Genomic DNA, 23,421 nt, shown 5'->3' with positions numbered 1-23,421 from the left:
GTCTGCTCCGCTTTCCGTTAGATTTGTGATGGGGTGTTAGATTGCGCTCGTCGAGCCGGTCTTGCCGCCTGGGACGTGTATGGATGTGCATGTGCCATGCTGGACGAACTTCCAGGAGTTGCCCTGGAAATCGACCGTAGACGTTCCCTGGCAGGTGGTGCCTGGACCAGCCGCACAATCGTTCTGGCCTTTAAGCGCAATACCGAAGCACTTTTCCTTGTGAGCCGAGGTGGCAGCATCCATCTCGCCCTTGGTAAGGGGAGCAGCGAACGCTGCGGACGCGAGCGCAGTTGCGACGGCGCTGGCAAGAAGGGCTGAGTTGACGGTCGTTCTGATGGACATCGAAGTTCTCCTGTGAAATCGAGTACAGCGTCGTTGCTGCACATGGAGAACTCCGACACATCAGCCATACAGGTTACAAAGGCGCAATCACAAGCCTGTGATGACATCCGTCTTGCCGAAGAAAAGGCTGCGGCCTGCTATCATCGGCGCTGTTCCCGGCTGCAATCTGCCGAGCAGCGCTTTTTTCGGGACTCTATGACATTGTTCCGATCGCGCAGCCTTACATGCTGTGATCGTCTCGTTGGCGGCGAACCGTCGCGCTAGAGATTAGGGCGCAGGCTGCGGACCGGGCTGATGCTTTCAAGGAGCGAAGCGATGTGCAAGATCGTAGATTCCGCCTGCCAGGCGCCGACAACCTGAACATTGATCGGCAAACCTTCGCTACTGGTGCCGAACCGCATGGACAATCCCGGCAAGCCAGTGATGTTGAGCGGCACTGTCGCACCCTGCAGATAGGTCGCATCGACCGTCTGGCCATCAATCACGAATTCCCCGACGCCGTGCTTGTGGGCCGGGATCGGCAGCACATGGGTGATTAGCGCGTCGTAGCGGGAGAAGTAGTCAGCATAGCCATCGCGGAGCCGCTCGGCTGCCTGCTCGGCATCGATATAGTCTTTCACCGATGTATCCGGCAGGGAGAGCATAGTCTTTGCCATCTTGTAGAGTTCATCGTCTCGGCGGCCAGCAGTTGCCTCCTTGAAGGCGGGCTTCATTTCCATAACATGCAGGCGGTTGAAGACGTCGAGCGCGAAGTCACGCTCGAGCGCCGGAATGCCGACATGCTCGACCGAGACGCCGACGTCCTTCAGTGCCTCGGCTGCCGCCTTGACGGTGGTAGCAACTTCTGGATCGACTGGGCCAAAGCCGGGGCCAACCATCCAGCCGACACGAAGCTGGCGAAACGGCTGGCGACCTAAGCCGGCGTCGAAGAGAGTTGTGCTGCTGGAAAACGCGTCCTTGCCGTCTGATCCGGCCAACTGGGAGAAGGCGAACGCGATGTCGCGAACCGATCTTGCCATAGGCCCGACATGCCAGAAACGGCGCGGCGCCCGTGGCCAGATACCTGTCATCGGCACGCGGCCACGTGTCGCCTTCATCGAGGTGATCCCGGTCTGGGCGGCAGGGCCGCGAAGCGAGATGGCAAGATCGGTGCCGAGACCGAGAGGTGACATACCGGCGGCGATGGCGGCCGATTCGCCGCCGCTCGATCCACCCGGCGTGCGCTCGAGATCCCATGGATTGTTGGAGCGGCCCGAAAGCAGGTTGTCGCTTTCGATCCAGTAGGAAAATTCTGGTAGATTTGTCTTTGCCAGCAGAATGCCACCAGCCTTTTTCATGCGGGCGACACTGGTGGCGTCTTCATCAGGGATACGGCCCCTGAAGATCGGCGAGCCCCGTTGGGTCAATACACCCGCTGTATCGATCGAGTCTTTGACCGTGAAGGGCACGCCGTGCAGTGGGCCGAGATCTTCGCCTGCAAGAACGGCCGCTTCTGCGCGCTTGGCAGCTTCCAACGCCCCATTGGCCAAAGTGACAATGGCATTGATGTCACCATCTACGGCTTCGATGCGATCGAGGTGAGCCTGCATGACCTCGACGGGCGAAAGTTCCTTGGTGCGGATGAGCTCAGCGAGCTTCGTCGCGTCGGAATAGATGAGTTCGATGAACATAGCATTTTCCCTAACTAACAATTGGTAGCCTGAAGTTAGGGCTTTCATTTTCTTTCGTCAACCCCTATCTAACAGTTGGTAGGTCACATCACCGGAGCGCCTGGAAATGAGTGCTAACGCTAAGGAAGCCATCATGGCGGCAGGTCTTCGCAGCGCACAGGCGCATGGATATGGCGGCCTGAACATGCGCGACCTTGCGAGCGATGTAGGCATCAAGGCGGCCAGCATCTATCACCACTTCCCCAGTAAGGCTGAGCTTGCGGCCGCGATTGCTCGGCGCTACTGGCAGGACACGAAGGCTTGGCTGGATGAGGTGGCGAGCCGCAACAAGGATCCGAAGAAAAGCCTGCGCGAATATCCCGAGAGCTTCCGCGTATCGCTCAAAAACGGCAATCGAATTTGCCTGGCCAGCTTCCTTGGCGCAGAATGCGACGATCTTCCCGAGCCGGTTAGACAGGAAGTCCAGACTTTTACCGACGTCAACGTTGCGTGGCTGCGCAAGCAACTGATCGAGGGCGGACTGCTGATTACAGGCGAGAATGCTGAGGAGCGTGCGCGCGCGATGTTCGCCGCCATCGCCGGGGCTCAGCTTCTGGCACGAAGCCGTTCCGATATCGCCATCTTTGATTCCGCAATCTCGAGCTATCGCGCCGCAGGGCTGCTTCACTAACAGGGCGCGAGATAGCGCTAATTTTCCCTCCAATCCTCGATAGGCGTCTTGAAGACGCGCGGCGCTGATGCTCTTCAGCGTCCTTTTCGGCCCATTGTTTCTTCGTTCGCCTTGAGCTTTGTCGCTCAGTTACGAGAGATGCCTCTGCCAACCGCGTGGCGTGCCGAAGAGAAAGACGACCATGATGCCTATGTCTATCTGCTTATGCTGGACGTGGATTTGAGCGGGAGGCCCGTGGCCCATCCTGGGCGATTTCGCCATCGTTCGCGAGGCGGCTTCCGGCACACGCAGCCTGAAGCGGCGAGCTGGTAGACCGAAGCTTGACATACGCGGGAATTCGATGGCGTCATCATCCAACCGAGTTGTCCAGGTTGACAAAGTTGCCTGTATTGCCCATGTTGTGGCCAGGAGATGATGACATGGTACAGAGAGCACCCTCTCGCAGGAGCAAGAAGGCCGACGTCGACCCTGACGGCATGATGACGATGTTTGTGCTCAAGACCAACCCTTTCGCAGATGTAGACGGTTTTTCGCTGCCCGCAGGCGCAAGGGTGGCTGTCGTTACGTCGAAACCCGCAGCGGCTAGATCGGTCGCGCGGAGCATGGCCGAGCGCATTCAGAGCGATGGATTTCTGGTTCGCAAGGCCCAGCCGGAAACGGCTCGCCAAGAAACACCCCGCAGAGATGCAACAAATGGAATCGACAGAAGCGCTTTCGAGCCTGATGCTCGTAGCAAGGCAATCCTTCAGGGGATCCGCATAGCGCAGTCCGATCTGAAGGCCGCGGGCGGAGCCTATGACCTTGAGGAAGTCCAAGCGCTTCTCAATGGCGTCACGCGCCAGGCTGTGGACAAGAGGGTCCAGGAAGGCAGCTTGTTAGCGGTGCCAGGCCCTAGTAACCGGCGCCGCTATCCCACATTGCAATTCGATCGGTCTGGCGTCTTGATTGAGGGGCTGAAGGAAGTTCAAGCGGCATTACCGGTTGAAAGCCCCTGGGCTGTGTTGAACTTTCTCGCAAGGGAAGACGACAGGCTGAGCGGAAGACGACCAATCGACGTATTGCGTGACGGCAACATCTCTGTCGTCGTCGACGCGGCCCGCAGATATGGAGAACAGGGCGCTTGAGCCCTCCTCTGCCACCTGCCAATTTTGAGAGCCGCAAACCCGAGATCATATCGATCCCTGCCAAGGCTGTGGTGCATCGGTTCTACACATCGACATTCGAACCAATTCATTTCGACAAATCCGATCTGGGCCGTTTCAACGCGCCAGACGCAACCTATGGCGTCCTTTATGCTGCCCGTGAGATCGAGGGTGCCTTTGCCGAGACATTCCTTCGAACACTGGCACACGCTCATCGATATCTGGTTTCTAAAAAGAAAGGCTTACGTGCGCTTGTCTTCCACGCATGAGATGCGCATGGTCAACCTGACCGGTCGGGGACTTGCCGTGGCCGGAGCGACCGCAGAGGTTCCCCATTCGGGCCTGCCCTATCACGCGCCGCAGGCATGGTCCCGAGCGATTTTCGATCACGGTGACCAATTCGACGGTATCGCCTATCACGCGCGCCATGACGATACGGAGTTATGCTATGCGATATTTGACCGCGCGGCCTCGGCACTCAGTGAGACGGAGCGCGAACTCAATCTCGATGCGGATTGGTTTTGGCGCGTAGCGGGGGAATATGGCTCGGGACTTGCCCCTTAGACTACCCACCCGTCAGCGTGCGTGACACCGCATCGCGCCAGCCGGCGATCTTTGCCTGGCGATTGCTCTCGCTCATCGATGGCTCGAAACGCCGGTCGCAATTCCAGCGTTCGGCGAACTCCTTCTGGTCCGGCCAGACCTTGGCCTTGTGGCCGGCGAGCCAGGCGGCACCGAGCGCGGTGGTTTCCAGTATCGCGGCGCGATCGACGGAGCTCGAAATGATGTCGGCTAGACGCTGCATCGTCCAGTCGGAGGCTGCCATGCCCCCATCGACGCGCAGCACTGTCTCGACATCGTGGCCGCCCCAATCGCGCTTCATGGCGAAAAGCAGGTCCATCGTCTGGTAGGCGACCGCCTCCAGCACGGCTCGGGCAATTTCGGCCGGGCCGCTGTTGCGCGTCAGGCCGAAGATCGCGCCGCGCGCCTCGGCATCCCAGTAGGGCGCGCCAAGACCGGTGAAGGCCGGCACGATGTAGACTTGCTGCTCCTCATCGGCTGCATCGGCAAGCTCGCCAGCCTCGGATGCCTTGCTGATGATCCCCAACCCGTCCCTCAACCACTGCACGGCAGCGCCGGCGATGAAGATCGAGCCCTCGAGGGCATAGGTGGTCACGCCGTCGAGACGATAGGCGATCGTCGTCAGCATGCGGTGGGAGGAGTTGACCCTTTCCACGCCCGTGTTGAGCAGCGCGAAACAGCCGGTGCCGTAGGTCGATTTCATCATGCCCGGTGCAAAACACGCGTTTCCGATGGTCGCCGCCTGTTGGTCGCCTGCAACGCCGAGGATCGGGATTGCGGCACCAAACAGGTCTGGCGTCGTTTCACCGAACTCGTCGGCGCAATCCCTGACGTCCGGCAGGAGGGAAGGGGGTATCCCCAGGATGGCGAGAAGTTCGTCGTCCCAGCAGTTTTCGGTAATATTGTAGAGCAACGTCCGGCATGCATTGGTGGCATCGGTCAGATGCCTCTTGCCGCCGGTCAGTTTGTAGATCAGCCAGCTATCGATCGTGCCGAAGCAGACAGAGCCGGCCTCCGCCTTGTCTCTCAAGCCATCGACATTCTCGAGCAGCCAGCGCAATTTCGTTCCGGAAAAATACGGATCGAGCAGAAGTCCGGTCTTGGCGGAAAATAGCTTCTCGTATCCGTCCGCTCTGAGGCTTTCGCAGATTTCGGCCGTGCGACGGTCCTGCCAGACAATGGCCGGGTGAAGTGGTGCACCCGTGTCGCGGTCCCAGACGACGGTCGTCTCGCGCTGGTTGGTTATGCCGATGGCGGCGATGTCGTTGGCCTCAAGCTTCGCATTCTCCAAAGACTCGCGAACGACGTCGACCACGGTTTGCCAGATCTCCTGCGGATCGTGTTCGACCCAGCGCGGCTGCGGATATGACTGGGTAATTTCCCGCTGCGCAGAGGCGACCATTTTCATCTCTCCATCGAAAACGATAGCCCGAGACGATGTCGTTCCCTGGTCGATTGCGAGAACATAGCTGCTCATTCATGCGCTCCGATAAGGCAGAAAGCTGCCATCCCGCCGGTCGGCAAGCTGTTTGTGGGATGGCTTTGCGGGGAAAAGGCCGCCGGGTGAACCGGCGGCCAAGGGGTGGCTCAGGCCATCGGGCCCAAGCCTGTAGATCCCGTTACTTGGACTGCCAGCTCTTCACCAGCTCGTCGTAGTTTACGGTCTGCGGCTTTTCCTTCTCCTCGGCAATCTTCAGCTGAGGTGCAAGGTTGCCCTTGGAGACGGCATCCTTGTTCCAGTAGGCCAGATCATGCTCTTCGGCGAGTTTGGGGCCAATATCGCCCTGGACCTTGGACCGCTCGATGCGCTCCATGACCTTTTCCTGGGCTTCGCAAAGCGAATCCATGGACGCCTGCGCCGTCTTGGCACCGGATGCCGCATCGCCGATAGCCTGCCACCAGAGCTGGGCAAGTTTCGGATAATCCGGGACGTTGGTGCCTGTTGGCGACCATTGCACGCGGGCGGGCGAGCGATAGAACTCGATCAGGCCGCCAAGCTTCGGTGCGCGCTCGGTGAAGCTCTTGTCGCGGATGGTCGACTCGCGGATGAAGGTCAGGCCGACATGGCTCTTCTTGACGTCGACCGTCTTCGAAGTGACGAACTGCGCGTAGAGCCAGGCGGCCTTGGCGCGGTCGGTCGGTGTCGATTTCATCAGCGTCCAAGATCCGACGTCCTGGTAGCCGAGCTTCATGCCGTTCTTCCAGTAGACGCCATGCGGGCTTGGAGCCATGCGCCATTTCGGCGTGCCGTCGTCGTTCATGACCGGCAGGCCGGGCTTGACCATGTCGGCAGTGAACGCCGTGTACCAGAAGATCTGCTGGGCGATATTCCCCTGTGCCGGCACGGGGCCGGATTCGGAGAAGGTCATGCCCTGCGATTCCTGGGGAGCATAGGCCTTGATCCAATCCAGATATTTCTGGATCGAGTAGACGGCTGCAGGTCCGTTGGTGTCGCCACCGCGCGCAACGCAGGAGCCGACCGGACGGGATTTGTCGTCGACCTTGATGCCCCATTCGTCGACGGGAAGGCCGTTCGGCAACCCCTTGTCGCCGTTTCCGGCCATGGAAAGCCAGGCGTCGGTGAAGCGCCAGCCGAGCGACGGGTCCTTCTTGCCGTAGTCCATATGGCCGAAGACCTTCTTGCCACCGACATCGCGGCCGGTGAAGAATTCGGCAATATCCTCATAGGCCGACCAGTTGACCGGCACCCCGAGCTCGTAACCGTATTTGGCCTTGAAATCGGCCTTGTTCTTCGCGTCGTTGAACCAATCGTACCGGAACCAGTAGAGGTTGGCGAACTGCTGGTCGGGAAGTTGGTAGAGCTTCTTGTCCGGAGCTGTGGTGAAGGACGTACCGATGAAGTCCTTGAGATCGAGACCGGGATTGGTCACGTCCTTGCCTTCGCCGGCCATCCAGTCGGTCAGGTTGCGGACCTGCTGGTAGCGCCAGTGGGTGCCGATCAGGTCGGAGTCGTTGACCCAGCCGTCATAGAGGTTCTGGCCGGTCTGCATCTGCGTCTGGATCTTTTCGACGACGTCGCCTTCCTGGATGACGTCGTGGGTGACCTTGATGCCGGTGATGGCGGTAAAGGCCGGTGCCAGCACCTGCGATTCATACTGGTGGGTGGTCAGGGATTCCGAGACGACCTTGATTTCCATGCCTTTGAAAGGCTTGGCAGCGTCCACGAACCACTGCATTTCCTTTTCCTGCTCTGCCGGCGACAGCGTCGACATGTCGCCGATTTCCTTGCCGAGAAAGGTCTTTGCCTCCTCCATTCCCGCATAGGCAGTCCCAGTCACGGCCAGCAACAAGGCTGCCGTTGTCGTCAGTAGATGCGTTCGCATAATATCCTCCCGAATTGCGATTGCAGTTGTGTCAGTCCCGGAGCGCCGAATATCGGCGACCCGTATCGACTTGCCTCAGACGAAGCGGAATACGCCGACGGCGTAGGCAACGGAGAGAGCAAGAGCCCACCACAGGTTGGGTCCGACAAGACCCAGCCATGCGAGATGAATGAATGCGGAACCGAGCAGCGACACGAAGAACCGATCGCCGCGGGTCGTTTCGAAATGCAGGATGCCAACGCGCGGATTCCCGCCCGGCGAGACATATTCCCAAAGCCCCATGCCCAGCAGCAGGGCGAATATCACCACGAAGAAAATGATCGTCGGCGGCGTCCATGCCATCCAGCTGAAATCGAGGTTCATGATCATACCCTCCCGAGGGCAAAGCCCTTGGCGATGTAGTTTCGAACGAAGTAGATAACGAGCGCACCGGGGATCAGCGTCAGCACGCCTGCCGCCGCGAGCAGTCCCCAGTCCATACCGGCAGCCGAGACGGTTCTGGTCATCGTTGCCGCTATCGGCTTGGCGTCGGTCGTCGTCAGCGTCCGGGCGAGTAGCAACTCAACCCAGGAGAACATGAAGCAGAAGAACGCCGCCACCCCGATGCCGCTGGCGATCAGCGGAATAAAGATCTTCACGAAGAAACGCGGGAAGGAATAGCCATCGATATAGGACATCTCATCGATCTCCTTCGGCACACCGGACATGAAACCCTCGAGAATCCACACCGCCAGCGGCACGTTGAAGAGGCAGTGGGCGAGAGCGACGGCGATGTGCGTATCGATCAGTCCGAAGGCCGAGTAGAGCTGGAAGAACGGCAGGGCAAAGACCGCTGGCGGTGCCATGCGGTTGGTCAGCAGCCAGAAGAACAGGTGTTTGTCGCCGAGGAAGCGGTAGCGTGAGAAGGCATAGGCGGCCGGCAGCGCAGCAGAAACCGAGATCACCATGTTCATGACCACATAGATGATCGAGTTGATGTAGCCGGAATACCAGGCACTGTCGGTAAAGATGATGACATAGTTGTGCAGCGTCGGGGCGTGGGGATAGAGCGTCATCGAGGAAACGATTTCCTCGTTGGTCTTGAAGCTCATATTGACCAGCCAGTAGATCGGCAGCAGCAGGCACAGAATATAGATCGTCGGGATCAGGAAGCCGAAGCGCGATCCCTCTGCCTTGAGGACCGGATTGGCGGATGGAGCGTGAGCGATAGCCATATCAGGTCTCCGCGTCGTAGCTGGTCATCACGGTGTAGAAAACCCATGAGAGCAGCAGGATGATCAGGAAGTAGATGATCGACATGGCCGCAGCCGGGCCGAGATCGAACTGTCCGAGCGCGGTCTTCACCAAATCGATCGACAGGAACGTGGTCGAGTTGCCAGGTCCGCCGCCGGTGACGACGAAAGGCTCGGTGTAGATCATGAAGCTGTCCATGAAGCGCAGCAGGATGGCGATGGTCAGCACCCGCTTCATTTTCGGCAACTGGATGTAGCGGAATACCGCCATGCCGGACGCGCCGTCGATCTTGGCGGCTTGGTAAAAAGCATCCGGAATTGACACCAGTCCGGCATAGCACAGCAGCACCACGAGGCTCGTCCAGTGCCAGACATCCATGACGATGACGGTGAGCCAGGCATCGAGCGGATTGCGCACGTAGTTGTAGTCGATGCCCATGGAGTTCAGCGTATGCCCAAGCAACCCGATATCGCCGCGTCCGAACACCTGCCAGATCGTTCCGACCACGTTCCAGGGAATGAGCAGCGGTAGCGCCATCAGCACCAGGCAGACGGGGACGCCGAGCCCCTTTTTCGGCATGTTCAGCGCGATGAATATCCCGAGCGGAATTTCGAGCGCGAGGATGATGAAAGAGAACACAAGGTTGCGTTCCAGCGCCGACCAGAAGCGGTCGGATTTCAGCGTCTGGACGAACCAGTCGGTACCGGCCCAGAAGAACTGGTTGTTCCCGAACGTGTCCTGGACCGAATAATTGACCACCGTCATCAGCGGGATCACCGCCGAAAAGGCCACCAGCACCAGCACCGGCATGACGAGGAACCAGGCCTTGTTGTTCCATGGCTTGTTCATGCCCGTTCCTCACGGCCGACACGCCAGGAATCGGCGTAGATACTGATGGCGGCGGGATCGAAGGTGATCCGCGGCTCGGATGGGATCTCGCCGTCTTCGGGGACGATGATGGCAATCGGCTGGCCCGAAAACTCTGCGCGTACGATTTTCTGGCGGCCGATATCCTCGACCTTGCTGATCGTCACCGGCATGCCGTCGCGGGCGATGCGGATGAATTCAGGGCGAATACCGAGCTCTGTCTTCACGGCCTTGCCGGTGTCGGGCGCATAGCCGAGCGCCAGGGTCTGGTCGCCGACATGCACGGAGCTGCCTTCGACGCGCGCCGCCATGACGTTCATGCCCGGCGAGCCGATGAAATAGCCGACGAAAGTGTGGCTTGGCCGCTCGAACAGCTCGGCCGGCGTCCCGATCTGGACGATCTGTCCGTCGTACATGACGACGACCTTGTCTGCGAAGGTGAGCGCCTCCGTCTGGTCATGGGTCACATAGACCATGGTGTAGCCGAACTGCTTGTGCAGCAGCTTCAGTTGCGACCGAAGCTGCCATTTCATATGCGGATCGATGACCGTCAGCGGCTCGTCGAACAGGATCGCGCTGACGTCGTTGCGCACGAGACCACGGCCGAGGGAGATTTTCTGCTTCTGATCGGCGGTAAGACCGCTCGCCTTGCGGTTCGCCCAGCTCGCAAGATCTATCATGTCGAGCGTCTCGCGCACCCGGCGGTCTACATCTGCTTCCACCATGCCCCTGTTGCGCAGCGGAAATGCCAGGTTGTCGTAGACCGTCATGGTGTCGTAGACGACCGGAAACTGGAAGACCTGGGCAATGTTGCGCTCCTGCGTCGGCAGGTCGGTGACATCGCGACCGTCGAAGAGGATGCGGCCGTGCGAAGGGCGCAGCAGGCCCGAGATGATGTTGAGCAAGGTCGTCTTGCCGCAACCGGAAGGCCCCAGCAGCGCATAGGCGCCGCCGTCGCGCCACTCGTGGTGGACTTCGCGGAGCGCATAATCCTTGTCTGCCGTCGGGTTCGGCGCATAGGCATGGCGGATGTGATCGAGCGTGATGCGTGCCATTTCCGGTCTCCTATCCGTTCGCCGCGCGGGCAATCGAGTGCCCCACGGTATCGAAGGCCATCAGGTGGCGGGTATCGACGAACAGGTCGACGATGGTGTCGGGATCGATATCGTGGATGCCATGTTCCAGCATCACCCAGCGCGAGCCTGCCGCCTCCACGTGGATAAAGCTTTCGGACCCGGCGATTTCGGAGATGATCACCCGGGCCTTGAGGGCTGCCGAAGTTTCGTGCCGCCTTCCGACGGACAGATGGTGAGGCTGGAAGGCTATGACGCACGGACCTTCCGGCACGCTGGCGAGGTGGTCCGGCAGCTGCAGGATCGTTTCTCCGTCGCGCTGCAGCGCATTGCCGGCGCGCACCAGTGCGATCGTGTTCAGTGGCGGATCGGCGAAGGTCCGGGCGGTGACGAGATCGGCGGGATTGCGATAGACGTCTATGGTCGGACCGAACTGGCTGATACGCCCTTCGCTGAGCGACGCGGTGTTGCCGCCGAGCAGCAGGGCCTCGGACGGTTCGGTCGTGGCATAAACGAAGATCGATCCCGAGGCCGCAAACAGGCGCGGCAGTTCCTCGCGCAACTCCTCGCGGAGCTTGTAATCTAGATTGGCGAGCGGCTCGTCGAGCAGAACGAGGCGGGCGTTCTTGACGATGGCACGCGCCAGCGCCGTGCGCTGCTGCTGGCCACCGGAGAGGTTGAGCGGCAGGCGGTCGAGATAGGGCGTCAGCTTCATGAGCTCGGCGGCCTTGCGGACCTCGCGATCCACCGTCTGCTTATCCTTGCCGGCAATCCGCATTGGCGATGCGATATTCTCGTAGACCGTCATCGCCGGATAATTGATGAACTGCTGATAGACCATGGCGACCGAGCGCTTCTGCACCGGCAGGCCGGTAACGTCGATGCCATCGAAGTGAACCGTTCCCGAGGTTGGCTTGTCCAGCCCGGCCATCAGCCGCATCATAGACGTCTTGCCGGATAAGGTCGGACCCAGCAGGACGTTCAGTGTACCTCCCTGAAGGACAAGGTTGGAAGGGTGAATATGATATTCGCTGCCCGCCATCTTGGCCACATTTCGCAATTCCAGCATTAAATCCCCGTGCCTCCTCCAAACCAGCGGTGATATTTCCTCAAGCGGCAAACGCTCCTAGTGCGCAATCACCCCGGCGATAAAAGTCTCAAGTTCTGCGGCCTGATCCTTCGACAGATACAGTCCCTTTTTGGTCCGGCGCCAAAGCACGTCCTCCGCGTGCCTCGCCCATTCCTCGTCGATCAGCCACCTGACCTCGCATTCGAAAAGGTCGTCGCCGAAATGACGGCCGAGATCGGACGCGCTTTCGGCCTTGCCGAGCAGCGGCGCCGCGTTCGTGCCGTAGAGCCGGACAAGCCGTCGGGCGTGGCGGTCGGCAAGGAACGGGTAGGCGCCCTTGAGCTTGGCAACTTCGCTTTCATAGCCCGTCGCGGCAAACGCACCGCCGGGCAGGCTGCTGCCGGCCGTCCAGACCTTGCCCTTCACACCGATAGCCTCGCCAATCTTCTCCAGCGCGTGCTCTGCAAGGCGCCTGTAGGTGGTAAGCTTGCCACCGAAGATGTTGAGCAGTTCACCACCACCGGGCAGTTCCTCGCGCTTCAGGACATAGTCCCGTGTCGCTTCCTGCGCCTTCGAGGCGCCGTCGTCGAACAGCGGACGAACCCCGGAATAGGACCAGACGATGTCATCAGGCGTGACCGGCTCGGCGAAATATTCGCTGGCGGCGCTGCAGAGATAGTCGACCTCGCGCTGCGTGATGCGGATATCCTTCGGATCGCCCTCGAAATCCTGGTCGGTCGTGCCGATGAGGGTAAAGTCCTGCTCGTAGGGGATGGCGAAGATGATGCGATTGTCAGGATTCTGGAAGAAATAGGCGCGTGGATCGTCGAACTTCTTCCTGACGACGATGTGGCTGCCCTGGACCAGCCGCACATTGTGAACCTGGTTATTGCCGAATGCGCTGGACAGCACCTGATCGACCCAGGGGCCCGCCGCGTTGACAAGCATGCGGGCCTGGAAGCTATCGATCCGGCCCGTCGCCATGTCCTGCGTCTCGATGAACCACGCATCCTTTTCCCAGCGCGCCGACCGCACGCGGGTCCGGGGCATGATCTGGGCGCCGCGATCGGCCGCATCCCGGGCGTTGAGGACGACAAGCCGCGCATCGTCGACCCATCCGTCGGAATACTCAAAGGCTTTGCTAAAGAGCGATTTCAACGGTTTGCCTGCCGGATCCTTGCGCATGTCGACAACGGACGTGGCCGGAAGCAGCTTTCGGCCGCCGATATGGTCGTAGAGGAAGAGCCCGAGGCGAATGAGCCAAGCCGGGCGGATGCCGCCCTTCTGGTAGGGCAGGACGAAGCGCATCGGCCAGATAATATGCGGCGCCATGGCCCACAGCACCTCCCGCTCCATCAGCGATTCGCGAACCAGCCGGAATTCGTAGTGTTCGAGATAGCGCAGACCACCGTGGATGAGCTTCGTCGATCCGGAAGACGTGCCTGAGGCGAAATCGTTCATTTCCGCAAGCGCGACCTTATAGCCACGGCCGGCCGCGTCGCGCGCAATGCCGCAGCCGTTGATGCCGCCGCCAATGACAAAAAGATCGAACATGCTATCCCCCACTGCCTCTCCCCCAAGAGCCAGACCTTCGCAATGCAAAAATTTATTGCGCTTGCGGTATTGAAGCCATCTGAAACGAAAACATAACGAATGTCAAACGAAAGTTTCGCGGGTCAGCTTGCTTTGGAAGTCTCGATCAGGGCGACGTTGCTGTCGTGGCAGATCGTTCGGATGGCCTCCACGGAACAGTGGTCGGTGATCAATGTCTGAACCTGCGACAACTGGCCGATCCGCACCGGCGCCGTCCGCTCGAATTTGGTGGAGTCCGCCACCAGAATGACGTGGCGGGCATTGGCGATAATCGCCTGCGCGACCTTCACCTCGCGAAAATCGTAGTCGAGAAGGGCGCCGTCGGAATCGATGGCGGAGGCGCCGATAACCGCGTAGTCTACCTTGAATTGCCGGATGAAATCGACGGCGGCTTCCCCGACGATGCCGCCGTCCGAGGCGCGCACGACGCCACCCGCAACCACGACTTCGATTGCCGAATATAGACGCAACCTATTGGCAACATTGATGTTGTTAGTGATCACCATGAGTTCGTGATGGGCGATCAAGGCCTCGCTCACGGCCTCGGTCGTCGTGCCGATATTGATGAACAGCGACGCGTTGTTGGGAATGAGCTGGGCAGCCGCCGCGCCGATCGACTGCTTCTCGGCCGAGGCTATCTGGCGCCGCTGTTCGTAGCGCACATTCGCTGTACCGCTGGGCAGGCTGGCGCCGCCGTGCATGCGCGTCAGCATCTGCCCGTCGCAGAGATCGTTGAGATCCTTGCGTATGGTTTGCGGCGTCACATTGAAACGCGTCGCGAGATCGTCGACGAGAACACGCCCCGTCGATTTGGCAAGAGCAACGATCTCGGTCTGGCGATCTGTCAAAAACATCGATTCATCCTTCGCTGGCATCGAGTTTGCGCGAAAGCGAACTTAACCGCAATGAAAGAGAAAACTATAAGGTGATCTGTTCGTCAACAGCACGAAACCGACGCTAAATCCATCACGGCTGGTTTGCGCCGTCAGGCTTTGCCTTCTCCCAATACCACGCCGCATAGGTAAGCTTGCGTTCATGGCTTTGCTTCAGAAGCGCGCGAATGGGTCGCATCTCGTCTCTCTCGCAGGCCACCCAGACATAGGTCTGCGCCTCCACAGTGCTGATTGCAGCCCTGACTGCGTCGCCGAACCGATTGCCGGCATCGCTCCCGCCATCCTTCCGATGGAGCCAGCGGACATCCAGAGTTCCCGATGTCGGCAAGGGTTGCTCCTCTCCTGCATCCTCCACCTCGATGATCGCCTGTATGCGGGTATTGGCCGGCACCTCTGCCGCGATCCGGGCGATGGCTGGAAGCGCCGTCGCATCGCCTGCGAGGAGCATGGACGACGCCTGCGGAATACCACCGCCGCCGGGACCTAGAAGTGCCAGCTTTTGCCCCGGTCTCGCGTTGCGCGCAAATTCGGCACCGGGCACCGCGACACCGTGCGTGGCATGCTGGAGAAAATCGATCCATAGTTCGCGGCGTGCGACGTCGACGGCGCGGATCGTATAGACGCGCACCGCGAGTTCGTCTTTCCCCTCGGGCCAGCCCGTCCTGCCGTCCGGCAGCAGGATAGGCCAGACCGGCATGCGTCCGTCCGGCGGCAGCAGAACACGCACATGCATGCCGCCACCGCTGAACGGCGCGATATCCTCGCAGCTGAATTTGACCCTTCGCATATGCGGCGTGACATCCTCTGCGGACAGCACGGTCACTTCGCGCAGATCGGGGAGAATGCCGGGAGCGGGTGGCTTCGACCAGCTAAGCTCGAAAGGTTCTTTACCGGCGAAGTAGACGAGATGCTCTGCAACGTTGTTGCAGCTCAACTGCAGCGCCTGTTCGGTCGCGCAGGTGAGTTCTATGAGCAGGCGGCTGTCGTCGAGGCGGATGGCGACAAGTCCCGTTTCGCTCGTCAGCAGCGCCAGATTGCCCGCCCTCTCGACGGTGGAGTGCTCGACGAAATGCTCGCAGATCTCATCCAGCATGGCCGCGGCATCACGTGGAATTGCGACGCCGCTCAATTTGAATTCCTGCGCCACACTCATGCGATATCCTCCTTGTCTGCAGCGGGACGGGGGACGTCGGCTACCGGCCGGGCTTGCGCTGCCGAGTGGCGCCCGCGCGGCACGATCATAGGGGTTCCCGTCACCGGATCCGGGACGATGACGCAGGCAAGGCCGAAGACGTCTTCGATCAGTTGCTCGGTCACGATCGCTGCCGGCGGGCCTTCCGCAACGATGGCGCCGTCGCGCATCGCGATCAGGTGCGTGGCATAGCGGCAGGCATGGTTGAGATCATGCAGCACCGCCACGACGGTGCGCCCGTCGGCATTGATATCGGCCAAAAGGTCGAGCAGGTCGATCTGGTGCGTGATGTCGAGAAAGGTGGTTGGCTCGTCGAGGAGCAGGATCGGCGTCTGCTGGGCCAGAACCATGGCGAGCCAGACCCTCTGTCGTTGCCCACCGGACAGTTCGTCGACGAGCCGGGTGGCAATGTCGGCGACGCCCGTCGCTGACATCGAAGCGGCGACGGCCTGCTGATCGGCCGCCGACCACTGGCGAAAGATGGACTGGTGCGGATAACGGCCGCGCGACACGAGGTCTTCGACGGTAATGCCGTCAGGCGCGATCGAACTTTGGGGCAAAAGCCCGAGCCGACGCGCCACGTCCCTGGCCGGCAGACTGCCTATGCTGGCCCCGTCGAGGATGATCTCCCCCTGCGTCGGCCGCAGCAGGCGCGACAAGGCCCGCAGCAATGTCGACTTGCCGCAGGCATTCGGGCCGACGATAACGGTAAATGCGTTATCCGGAATAGTCACCGAGAGCTCGCGGGCGACCGTCAACTCCCGGTAGCGCAAAGTCACTGCTTCCGCGCGCAGTCTGGCCGTCGTCATTTGCGTCCCTCGCTGACTAGCACCCATATGAAATATAGGCCGCCGATATTGAACGTCATCACGCCGACCGGCAGCTGGAGGCCTAGCGCGTGCTGGGCTGCCCAGTCCGCGGCGACGAGCAGCATTCCGCCCATCAGCGCCGATGGCACGAGCGCCACCCCGGCCGACCGGGTCACGCGCCGTGCAAGCTGTGGCGCTGCTAGTGCGATGAAGGCGATGGGGCCTGCCGCAGCTGTCGCTACCGCGATCAGCGCCACGCCGATGACGGCCAGCGCCAGCCGGACGCGATCCGGGGACACACCAGACGAAAGCGCCGCCTCGTCGCCGAGTTCGAGCTGACGGAGCGGCCTTGCCAGGGCAACGGCCATAGGCACGAGCACTGCCAGCGCCACCGATACCGCCAGCAGTCGATCAAGGCCGAGGCCGTTCAGCGAGCCTGCCGCCCACATGGCAGCCGACATCGCAACCTGCAGGTCTGCCTTGCGGATCATCCAGACATTGGCGGCAGACAGCATGGCGGCGACGGCGATACCGACGACGATCAGCCGAAATCCGTCGATACCCCCTCGATAGGTCAGCATGTAGACTGCGATCGCCGTTGCCAGACCGCCGATCAGTGCGCCCGTGGCTGTCCCTAAATAGCCCTCCGACAACAGCAGCATCGCCACCAGCGCGCCGGTGTGGGCGCCCGCGGAAAAGCCGATGATATCCGGCGAACCGAGCGGATTGCGCGTCAACGACTGGAAGATGCCGCCACTGATCCCAAGTGCGGCGCCGATCAGCAGCGCAAGCAGGGCGCGGGGCAAACGCCATTCGAGAACAATCATTTCCTGCATCTGGTCGCCCCGCCCCGAAAGCGTCCGCGCCACACCCGATATTGAAACCGCATAGTCGCCGGAGACGAGCGACAGCAGTACGAGCAGGAGGCAGACGAACAGCATGATGGCGCAGGCGATAACAGTCCGGCTGCGCAGCCGCAGAGAAAGCCGCCCGCGAGGTGAGCGCAGAACAATGACGCCCGGATCCGCCGCCGCCTTCACAAGCCGCTCACTTTCTGACGCTGCACCAGCAGGATGAGCACGGGAGCACCGATGAAGGCGGTGACGATACCAGCTTCCAGCTCGCCTGGCAGGAGAAGGCGCCCGACGATATCGGCGGACAGCAGCAGAATTGGCGCAAAGATCATCGTACCGGCGAAAATCAGCCGTTGATCGGGGCCCAACAGCCAGCGGACGACATGCGGCGTCATAAGACCGATAAAGCCGATCGGTCCGACCGCCGCCGTGCCGCCACCGGCAAGAAGGGTCACGGACACCGCAGCCAGCACGCGGGTGCGGATAACATGGGTCCCCAACGCCCGGGCGGTATCATTGCCGAGCGCTAACGAATTCAGCGCCGGTGCGATGACGCCTGCGATGGCAAGCCCCACAATAATGAACGGCGCCACCGCAGACACCACCGCCATGTCGCGGCCACCGAGAGCGCCGATCGACCAGAGCCGCATGCTGTCGAAGCCGACCGGATCGAGCAGCACGATGGCCGATCCGATGCCGCCAAGCACCGCATTGATCGCGACGCCGGCAAGCAGCAGCCGGACCGGGGTCGCTCCGGCGCGACCGAGCGATCCGAGCGCATAGACGATCACAGTGACGACAATGGCCCCGAGAAAGGCGAACCAAAGATAGGTGCTGACGGCCTGCAGGCCGAATACGCCGGCAGCGATCGTCACGAAAAAGACAGCGCCGGCATTGACGCCGAGCAGACCGGGATCGGCCAACGCATTGCGGGTGATCGCCTGGATGATGGCACCGGACACACCGAAACCCGCTCCGCATAAAAGCCCGAGCAGCGTGCGCGGCAAGCGATAGTCCCGAACCGCGATGTGATCCGGCAGGCGAGCGTCATAGGCCGTCAGCGCATCGAAGACGGTGGAAATCGAGACAGAACGGGCGCCGACCGCCAGGCTGATCAGGCACAGGACTACCAGCAGCAGGCAGCCTGCAGCGGCAATTGCCAATCGTCGCCGGACTGCATGGCGCTTTCCCGCTGTGCGCGCCGGCGGTGTTGTGGCGGACGGCATCAAGGGGCAATTCCGGCGCGGACCGCAGAGGCTACGGGTGTCTTGGGATCGCCATCGAGTGCTGCTGCGATATCGGCCTCGAGCGCGGATAAAACGAAGGGCAACGACAGCACGCTGCCGAAAGAAAGGGCGGCTGCGACCGTGCCGCCTGCAAAGACTTCGCGACCCTCGGAATGGGCTTTCAGGACACGGCGCATCGGCAGGGCCGCGAGATCCGTCGCAGTCTCGGGAGACGATACCCACATGACGAGGTCCGCTTCGAGAGCGGACAGGTCTTCCGGCGAGAGCTTCTGGTAGAAGTTTTTGGAACCGTCGAGCAGGCGGTTGGCGGCAGTTGGGGTAAATCCGAGCTCGGTCAGGAAATGGCCGCGGGTGTCCGAGGATGCGAAAAATCCAGTCTCGCTGCCGTAGTGATAGGCGGCGACGGCAGTGCGTCCGGCCCAATCCGGATGCCGCTGGCGCGCGGCCGCAAAGTCATTCCTGGTTTTGGCAACCAGTTCGTCGGCCAGACGATCTTTGCCGACTGCGCGACCGATGAGCCGTGTCATCTCATCCCACGGCATGCCGTAGGCCGGAAACGCCTTCGGCTGCATCAGCACGGGCGCAATGCGCGAAAGCCCGGCATATTCTGCTTCCGATATGCCTGACCCGATGCCAACAATCAGATCCGGCTGCAAGGTCGCGACGAGTTCCAGCCCGACATTGCCCTTGATGACAGCGGGGCGGGCGTCCTTCAGAAAAGGTTGAGCCCAGGGCCAGACTGCAGACGGCTGGTTACCGAACCAGTCGCGGATCGCAAGCGGGATGACCTCGAGCGCGAGCAAGGGATCCTGGGTGAGGTATCCAAGCGACACAACGCGCGTGGCGGGCCTCGGCAGGGCAGTCACGCCGAAGGCATGGTCGAATTGCAGCGGCCCGTCGGCAGCAATGGCGGGGGTGTGCATCAGGGCTGGCGCCAGCAGAGCGGTCGCGAGCCCACACAGCAGGTCGCGACGACTGGTAACGGGGAGAGCCATGAGATCCATTCCTGTATTTGTGATTGCGCCCGGAGATAGCTTACCGGAGGCGCTACCAGGTGTAGCGCAGGGTCGCCCGCACTGCGCGACGGTCGCCGTAGTAGGCGGCCAGACTGTAGTCGTCGATGCTGGCTACATATTCCTTGTCGAAGATATTGGTGGCGTTGACGGCCAGGGCAACGCCGTTCTTGAACTTGTAGTTGAGCGCCGCGTCGAAGACCGTTCTCGAGGCAAGCGGCAGCGTGTTGGCATTGTCGCCGAACGTCTTGCCGACAAAACGGGCGCCCATCCCGACATTGATGTCACCGATCGCGCCTTTGCCGGGAATGGTATAGTCGGCCCAGAGCGTTGCCATGTGGTTGGGAACGAGCTCGGGCCGGTTGCCGATCAGCCCCGTGGTCGCGTCATCCTTGATCCGAGCGTCCCAATACGAATAGCCTGCCGTCAGGTTCAGCCGGTCGGTGAGTGCGACCTTGCTCTCGAACTCGATACCCTTCACGTTCACCTTGCCCACCTGGTACTGGTAGGAATAGTCCGACGCCCACTGTGCCACGTTTTTCTGGGTCAGGTCGAACAGCGCGAGGGTAAACAGCGCATCCATACCCTCGGGCCGGTATTTTGCACCGATTTCGTACTGTGTGCCCTCCTGCGGCTTGGGCGTGCCGAGGAAGGTCGAGCGGCTTGCTGCCAGCGGCTGGAAAGATTCCGAATAATTGGCGTAGACCGAGAGCTCGGGGGTTGCCTTGAAGGTAAGCCCGGCGCGCTTGGAGAAATTCGTGTCGACCGCGTCGTCGCGGATGCCAGAGCTCTCCGACATGGTGTCGGCGTGATCGTAGCGGCCACCGAGCGTCAGGATCCAGCGCTCATTAATCGTCAGCTGTTCCTGGAGGTATGTGCCCGCAGTTGTCAGCCTTGTCCTTGTGTCCACGGGTGCGCCGAACGAAATGCAGCGAGTGCCGCAATAGACGGGGTTGCTGTCATCGAGGACGCCACCGGCAGAACCGTCGAGGCGACGTTCGCTGTTGCTGTCGCGGCCATAATCGGCGCCCAGGAGCGTGCGGCTTTCGAACGGGCCGTAGCTGCCGTCATATTGGAGCTGGTTGTCGATCTGAAATCGCTTGCTATGGCCATAAATTGCCAATGCCGCGCGGCTCGAGGCAGGATCGGCAGTTCCGAGATAGATCTGCTGATAGGTCATGTCGAGATCGGTGTAACGGGCATTCTGCCGGAACTCGAAACCGTTGCCAAAATCGTGGCGCAGCTGATAGCCGACATTGCGCTCGATGGTGTCGACCCTGTCGAAATCGGGCTCACCGAGATAGGTCTCGGAATCGATTCCCGACTTGTAGGGAATGGCATGGCCGGGGTTGCCGTCGCGCTTGTTGTAATCCGTCAGGATGGTGACGGTGGTGTCGGTGTCCGGCGACCAGGTCAGCGCCGGCGCGACGTAAACGCGATCGTCGTTGGTATGGTCGATGCCGGCATTGGCATTCTGCCATTTTCCGGTGACGCGGTAGGTCCAGATGCCATCCTTGTCGAGCGCTCCGCCGAAGTCGGTGCCGGTCTCGACATGTCCGTCGCCAACCGTCGTATAGACCTCCCCAAATTCCCGGTCTTGCGGGACCTTGGTGACTGCATTGACGATACCGCCGGGGCCGGAAAGGCCGAACAGCGTGGAGTTGGAGCCCTTCAATACATCGATCAGTTCCATGCCGTACGGCTCGAGGCGGCTGGCGGTAAAGGAGCCACCGACACGCATCGGCAGACCGTCCCGAAAAGTGCCGTCGGTCGTCTGGTAGAAGCCGCGGATCAAAAAGTGGTCGTAGCGATCGTCGGAGCCGTAGATGTCGGTGGAAACGCCGGGCGTGTAGGCCAAAGCCTGGTCGAGGTTTGTGACACCGCGCTCCTTCATTTCCTTGGCGGTGACGACGGAAACCGAGGCCGGCGCGTCGAGAAGCGGCGTGTCGGTCTTGCTGCTGGAGCGGGAACTCTTTGCGACAATCGTCTTGTCGATGGTGCCAGCTCGGTCGCCTTGACCCGCAATGGTGATCTTGGCAAGCGTCGTTGCCTGCGCGTCGTCCGACTGCGCGAAAACCGGGGTTGCAGCAAGCAGCGCCGAACTCGACAGAAGCGCGACCATCAGACGTCCGGTCGTCGTCTTAAAGGATGTGCCCGCCGGCGATACAGTCGTCCTAGCCTCGCGAAACATCACGGCAGCCCCCTGCAATAAATCTATCAAATACCTGAAAAGTCTGCGGAATACCGACCAACGACGATGATCAATAAGTTGACTATTTAACTCCTGTATTGTTTGTTGACTTGTGATGTCAACTATTGCCGGCAAATTTTCCGATCTTTCCACCGGTCTTGCCGAGAGGGCGCGCGGCAACCGGAGATTTGCGATGCAAAAACACCGGCGTTAACCTCCCGGTCAACGTCGGTGTCATGGAAGTGGCCTGAATACGAGGCGGCGCGGCATAGTCCGACGGTAGGGCACGTTGTCCGGACCTCCATAGAGCGCCCGGTTCAGGACATATGTCTCAGTTACCGAGCGCGTCGCTGCCCGATATCGAATGGTTGGACAGTTCGTAATCCTCGACATGAACGAGGCATCCCTGCGGTTTCAGGAAAACGATGCCGTAGGCGCCCGGTTCATCGACGGAGAGAGAGGTATCCTCCGTGTCGAATACCATCGGCTGCTGATGGACCGGGCTCTTGAATATCGAGAAAGGTATACCGCGATGGGAGCCGCCAATCGTGCGGTGAACATGGCCGGCGAAGATGTGACGGACATTCCCGTATTCGGCAAGGATATCGTAAAACTCCTCGCCGTTCCGAAGCTTGATCTTGTCCATCCCGGGAAACCCGGTGTCGAGCGGCGGGTGATGCATGAAGATGTAGACGGGCCGGTCGCCGGCACCGGCGAGGTTCTGCTTCAACCAGGCAAGCCGATTGTCGCACAGCACCCCGGCATGAACGTCCGGCGAGACATAGGGCGGCCCGGAAAGCGTATCGAGCAGAAGCATGACGCCTTTTTCGGTCTCGATCCGCTGCTGGATGAAGCCGTGCTCGTCACGCGGGCTTTCAGGGTAGGCCGCAATGAAGTTTTCGCGATTGTCGTGGTTGCCAACCAGCAGGTGGACGGGAATTTCGAGCGTGCCGAGCAGTTCGCGCAGTCTCGCATAGGATTGGCGACTGCCGCGGTGCGAGAGGTCGCCCGTCATCACCGCAAACTCAGCATCGCGGTGATGCAGGTTGACATGATCTATCCCTCTCGAAAGGCGCTGATAGGGATCTAGGCCGATGATCGTCTCTCCCTCGAGAACCATGTGCAGATCGGTGAATATAATAATTTTGCTCATGCGCTACTCCTGCCTGCGATGCCCGGAATGCCTTTCGTCGGGCATGTTTCCGGTTCGCACATTCCAGACCTTGCACGTCGTTTGCAACAGGTTTGCGTCAGCAGCCTGTTTGATTGCTACCGCAACAAGACACTTGACTGCCTGCATTTTAACAATAATGTAACGTTATAACATTTTATAGAGCAATGATGGATTTCCGACCTGTGCGAAATTTTGCGAGAGCCGCCCACCTTGACCGCCGTTGCAGGCCTGTCATAGATGCAATCGACGGTTCCCTTAGGATGACTCCAAGGGGATTAATAGGGAACACGGTGAGGGCCACCCGAATGGGACCAAGACCGTGACTGCCCCCGCAACTGTAAGCGGATTGCTGCTCATCCCAGGGCCTCAGGGCCATGTCACTGCGAAAGTTTCGCGGGAAGACAGATGATCGGCGCATATCCGCAAGTCAGGAGACCTGCCGTCAAGCGCTATCCCATCAACC

Annotated in this window: 22 protein-coding genes and 1 riboswitch; of the genes, 4 read left to right on the top strand and 18 right to left on the bottom strand. The window is 60.6% G+C overall.

Going from position 1 to position 23,421, the window contains the following annotated elements; translation table 11 throughout:
• Positions 1-36: 36 nt before the first annotated feature.
• Both PR017_RS25235 and PR017_RS25230 read right to left on the bottom strand, forming a co-directional pair.
• On the bottom strand, positions 37-342 hold the full coding sequence (locus tag PR017_RS25235; protein ID WP_111221467.1) for a BufA1 family periplasmic bufferin-type metallophore: 306 nt from the start codon (positions 340-342) through the stop codon (positions 37-39).
• A 260-nt stretch (positions 343-602) separates the two neighbouring features.
• On the bottom strand, positions 603-2,012 hold the full coding sequence (locus PR017_RS25230; protein ID WP_111221468.1) for an amidase: 1,410 nt from the start codon (positions 2,010-2,012) through the stop codon (positions 603-605).
• Positions 2,013-2,118: 106 nt separating this feature from the next.
• Between PR017_RS25230 and PR017_RS25225 the strand changes: the two genes are divergently transcribed.
• The 4 genes from PR017_RS25225 to PR017_RS25210 all read left to right on the top strand — a co-directional run bounded on the left by PR017_RS25225 (position 2,119) and on the right by PR017_RS25210 (position 4,388).
• Positions 2,119-2,682: a TetR/AcrR family transcriptional regulator gene (locus PR017_RS25225; protein ID WP_111221469.1), complete on the top strand. Its 564-nt coding sequence runs from the start codon at positions 2,119-2,121 to the stop codon at positions 2,680-2,682.
• Positions 2,683-3,158: 476 nt separating this feature from the next.
• Positions 3,159-3,806, top strand: a complete 648-nt coding sequence (locus tag PR017_RS25220) for a hypothetical protein (protein ID WP_240539074.1) — start codon at positions 3,159-3,161, stop codon at positions 3,804-3,806.
• Entirely contained in the window at positions 3,803-4,093 is a 291-nt protein-coding gene (locus PR017_RS25215; protein ID WP_275113037.1) for an RES domain-containing protein, read from the top strand. The genes PR017_RS25220 and PR017_RS25215 overlap by 4 nt, the downstream gene beginning before the upstream one ends.
• A gap of 7 nt (positions 4,094-4,100) precedes the next feature.
• Positions 4,101-4,388 (top strand): RES domain-containing protein, encoded by a 288-nt coding sequence (locus PR017_RS25210; protein ID WP_275113038.1) that lies wholly within the window; start codon positions 4,101-4,103, stop codon positions 4,386-4,388.
• Position 4,389: 1 nt separating this feature from the next.
• Here the strand turns inward: PR017_RS25210 and glpK are convergent, their stop codons facing one another.
• From glpK to spdA, 16 genes are all read right to left on the bottom strand, one after another.
• Positions 4,390-5,883 carry a glycerol kinase GlpK gene (gene glpK / locus PR017_RS25205; protein WP_111221471.1) on the bottom strand — a complete coding sequence of 498 codons (1,494 nt, stop codon included), beginning with the start codon at positions 5,881-5,883 and terminating at the stop codon, positions 4,390-4,392.
• Positions 5,884-6,025: 142 nt separating this feature from the next.
• On the bottom strand, positions 6,026-7,750 hold the full coding sequence (locus tag PR017_RS25200) for an ABC transporter substrate-binding protein (RefSeq protein ID WP_111221472.1): 1,725 nt from the start codon (positions 7,748-7,750) through the stop codon (positions 6,026-6,028).
• 75 nt (positions 7,751-7,825) lie between these two features.
• A complete protein-coding gene (locus PR017_RS25195; RefSeq protein ID WP_111221586.1) occupies positions 7,826-8,113 on the bottom strand; it encodes a DUF2160 domain-containing protein in 288 nt (95 codons plus the stop codon).
• Positions 8,114-8,115: 2 nt separating this feature from the next.
• Entirely contained in the window at positions 8,116-8,964 is an 849-nt protein-coding gene (locus PR017_RS25190; protein ID WP_240539075.1) for a carbohydrate ABC transporter permease, read from the bottom strand.
• Position 8,965: 1 nt separating this feature from the next.
• Complete coding sequence (locus tag PR017_RS25185) at positions 8,966-9,832, bottom strand: carbohydrate ABC transporter permease (protein WP_111221473.1); 867 nt, start codon at positions 9,830-9,832, stop codon at positions 8,966-8,968.
• Positions 9,829-10,905: an ABC transporter ATP-binding protein gene (locus tag PR017_RS25180; protein WP_111221474.1), complete on the bottom strand. Its 1,077-nt coding sequence runs from the start codon at positions 10,903-10,905 to the stop codon at positions 9,829-9,831. The genes PR017_RS25185 and PR017_RS25180 overlap by 4 nt, the downstream gene beginning before the upstream one ends.
• Positions 10,906-10,915: 10 nt before the next feature.
• The gene (locus tag PR017_RS25175; RefSeq protein WP_111221475.1) at positions 10,916-11,992 is read right to left on the bottom strand and encodes an ABC transporter ATP-binding protein; all 1,077 of its coding nucleotides are present in this window, start codon (positions 11,990-11,992) and stop codon (positions 10,916-10,918) included.
• Between the two features lie 57 nt (positions 11,993-12,049).
• Positions 12,050-13,546: a glycerol-3-phosphate dehydrogenase gene (gene glpD / locus PR017_RS25170; protein WP_111221476.1), complete on the bottom strand. Its 1,497-nt coding sequence runs from the start codon at positions 13,544-13,546 to the stop codon at positions 12,050-12,052.
• A 122-nt stretch (positions 13,547-13,668) separates the two neighbouring features.
• Positions 13,669-14,439 (bottom strand): DeoR/GlpR family DNA-binding transcription regulator, encoded by a 771-nt coding sequence (locus tag PR017_RS25165; RefSeq protein ID WP_111221587.1) that lies wholly within the window; start codon positions 14,437-14,439, stop codon positions 13,669-13,671.
• Positions 14,440-14,551: 112 nt separating this feature from the next.
• Positions 14,552-15,631: a siderophore-interacting protein gene (locus tag PR017_RS25160; RefSeq protein WP_111221477.1), complete on the bottom strand. Its 1,080-nt coding sequence runs from the start codon at positions 15,629-15,631 to the stop codon at positions 14,552-14,554.
• Positions 15,628-16,479, bottom strand: a complete 852-nt coding sequence (locus tag PR017_RS25155) for an ABC transporter ATP-binding protein (protein WP_161959362.1) — start codon at positions 16,477-16,479, stop codon at positions 15,628-15,630. Before PR017_RS25155 ends, PR017_RS25160 begins: the two co-directional genes overlap by 4 nt.
• Positions 16,476-17,519 carry a FecCD family ABC transporter permease gene (locus PR017_RS25150; RefSeq protein WP_240539076.1) on the bottom strand — a complete coding sequence of 348 codons (1,044 nt, stop codon included), beginning with the start codon at positions 17,517-17,519 and terminating at the stop codon, positions 16,476-16,478. Before PR017_RS25150 ends, PR017_RS25155 begins: the two co-directional genes overlap by 4 nt.
• Positions 17,516-18,559, bottom strand: a complete 1,044-nt coding sequence (locus PR017_RS25145; protein WP_111221479.1) for an iron chelate uptake ABC transporter family permease subunit — start codon at positions 18,557-18,559, stop codon at positions 17,516-17,518. The genes PR017_RS25150 and PR017_RS25145 overlap by 4 nt, the downstream gene beginning before the upstream one ends.
• The gene (locus tag PR017_RS25140) at positions 18,559-19,575 is read right to left on the bottom strand and encodes an ABC transporter substrate-binding protein (protein WP_206423207.1); all 1,017 of its coding nucleotides are present in this window, start codon (positions 19,573-19,575) and stop codon (positions 18,559-18,561) included. The genes PR017_RS25145 and PR017_RS25140 overlap by 1 nt, the downstream gene beginning before the upstream one ends.
• 52 nt (positions 19,576-19,627) lie before the next feature.
• A complete protein-coding gene (locus PR017_RS25135; protein ID WP_341798966.1) occupies positions 19,628-21,784 on the bottom strand; it encodes a TonB-dependent siderophore receptor in 2,157 nt (718 codons plus the stop codon).
• Positions 21,785-22,115: 331 nt separating this feature from the next.
• Positions 22,116-22,937 (bottom strand): 2', 3'cyclic nucleotide phosphodiesterase SpdA, encoded by an 822-nt coding sequence (spdA, locus tag PR017_RS25130; RefSeq protein ID WP_111221482.1) that lies wholly within the window; start codon positions 22,935-22,937, stop codon positions 22,116-22,118.
• 251 nt (positions 22,938-23,188) lie between these two features.
• Positions 23,189-23,416: riboswitch (cobalamin riboswitch) on the top strand.
• Positions 23,417-23,421 lie beyond the last annotated feature (5 nt).

Origin of the sequence: Rhizobium tumorigenes (assembly GCF_003240565.2) — a bacterium.
GTDB classification, from domain to species: Bacteria; Pseudomonadota; Alphaproteobacteria; order Rhizobiales; family Rhizobiaceae; genus Rhizobium; species Rhizobium tumorigenes.
Note: the sequence above shows the minus strand (reverse complement) of the source record. Positions and strands in the feature narration are given on the sequence as shown.

Excerpts from the sequence above, each read along its gene's own strand:
- PR017_RS25210 (WP_275113038.1), top strand. The coding sequence starts at position 4,101 with ATGGTCAACCTGACCGGTCGGGGACTTGCCGTGGCCGGAGCGACCGCA.
- PR017_RS25165 (WP_111221587.1), bottom strand. The coding sequence starts at position 14,439 with ATGTTTTTGACAGATCGCCAGACCGAGATCGTTGCTCTTGCCAAATCG.
- PR017_RS25185 (WP_111221473.1), bottom strand. The coding sequence starts at position 9,832 with ATGAACAAGCCATGGAACAACAAGGCCTGGTTCCTCGTCATGCCGGTG.
- PR017_RS25220 (WP_240539074.1), top strand. The coding sequence starts at position 3,159 with ATGATGACGATGTTTGTGCTCAAGACCAACCCTTTCGCAGATGTAGAC.
- PR017_RS25180 (WP_111221474.1), bottom strand. The coding sequence starts at position 10,905 with ATGGCACGCATCACGCTCGATCACATCCGCCATGCCTATGCGCCGAAC.
- spdA (WP_111221482.1), bottom strand. The coding sequence starts at position 22,937 with ATGAGCAAAATTATTATATTCACCGATCTGCACATGGTTCTCGAGGGA.
- PR017_RS25140 (WP_206423207.1), bottom strand. The coding sequence starts at position 19,575 with ATGGCTCTCCCCGTTACCAGTCGTCGCGACCTGCTGTGTGGGCTCGCG.
- PR017_RS25190 (WP_240539075.1), bottom strand. The coding sequence starts at position 8,964 with ATGGCTATCGCTCACGCTCCATCCGCCAATCCGGTCCTCAAGGCAGAG.
- PR017_RS25145 (WP_111221479.1), bottom strand. The coding sequence starts at position 18,559 with ATGCCGTCCGCCACAACACCGCCGGCGCGCACAGCGGGAAAGCGCCAT.
- glpK (WP_111221471.1), bottom strand. The coding sequence starts at position 5,883 with ATGAGCAGCTATGTTCTCGCAATCGACCAGGGAACGACATCGTCTCGG.
- PR017_RS25235 (WP_111221467.1), bottom strand. The coding sequence starts at position 342 with ATGTCCATCAGAACGACCGTCAACTCAGCCCTTCTTGCCAGCGCCGTC.
- PR017_RS25160 (WP_111221477.1), bottom strand. The coding sequence starts at position 15,631 with ATGAGTGTGGCGCAGGAATTCAAATTGAGCGGCGTCGCAATTCCACGT.
- glpD (WP_111221476.1), bottom strand. The coding sequence starts at position 13,546 with ATGTTCGATCTTTTTGTCATTGGCGGCGGCATCAACGGCTGCGGCATT.
- PR017_RS25155 (WP_161959362.1), bottom strand. The coding sequence starts at position 16,479 with ATGACGACGGCCAGACTGCGCGCGGAAGCAGTGACTTTGCGCTACCGG.
- PR017_RS25230 (WP_111221468.1), bottom strand. The coding sequence starts at position 2,012 with ATGTTCATCGAACTCATCTATTCCGACGCGACGAAGCTCGCTGAGCTC.
- PR017_RS25135 (WP_341798966.1), bottom strand. The coding sequence starts at position 21,784 with ATGTTTCGCGAGGCTAGGACGACTGTATCGCCGGCGGGCACATCCTTT.
- PR017_RS25175 (WP_111221475.1), bottom strand. The coding sequence starts at position 11,992 with ATGCTGGAATTGCGAAATGTGGCCAAGATGGCGGGCAGCGAATATCAT.
- PR017_RS25200 (WP_111221472.1), bottom strand. The coding sequence starts at position 7,750 with ATGCGAACGCATCTACTGACGACAACGGCAGCCTTGTTGCTGGCCGTG.
- PR017_RS25195 (WP_111221586.1), bottom strand. The coding sequence starts at position 8,113 with ATGAACCTCGATTTCAGCTGGATGGCATGGACGCCGCCGACGATCATT.
- PR017_RS25225 (WP_111221469.1), top strand. The coding sequence starts at position 2,119 with ATGAGTGCTAACGCTAAGGAAGCCATCATGGCGGCAGGTCTTCGCAGC.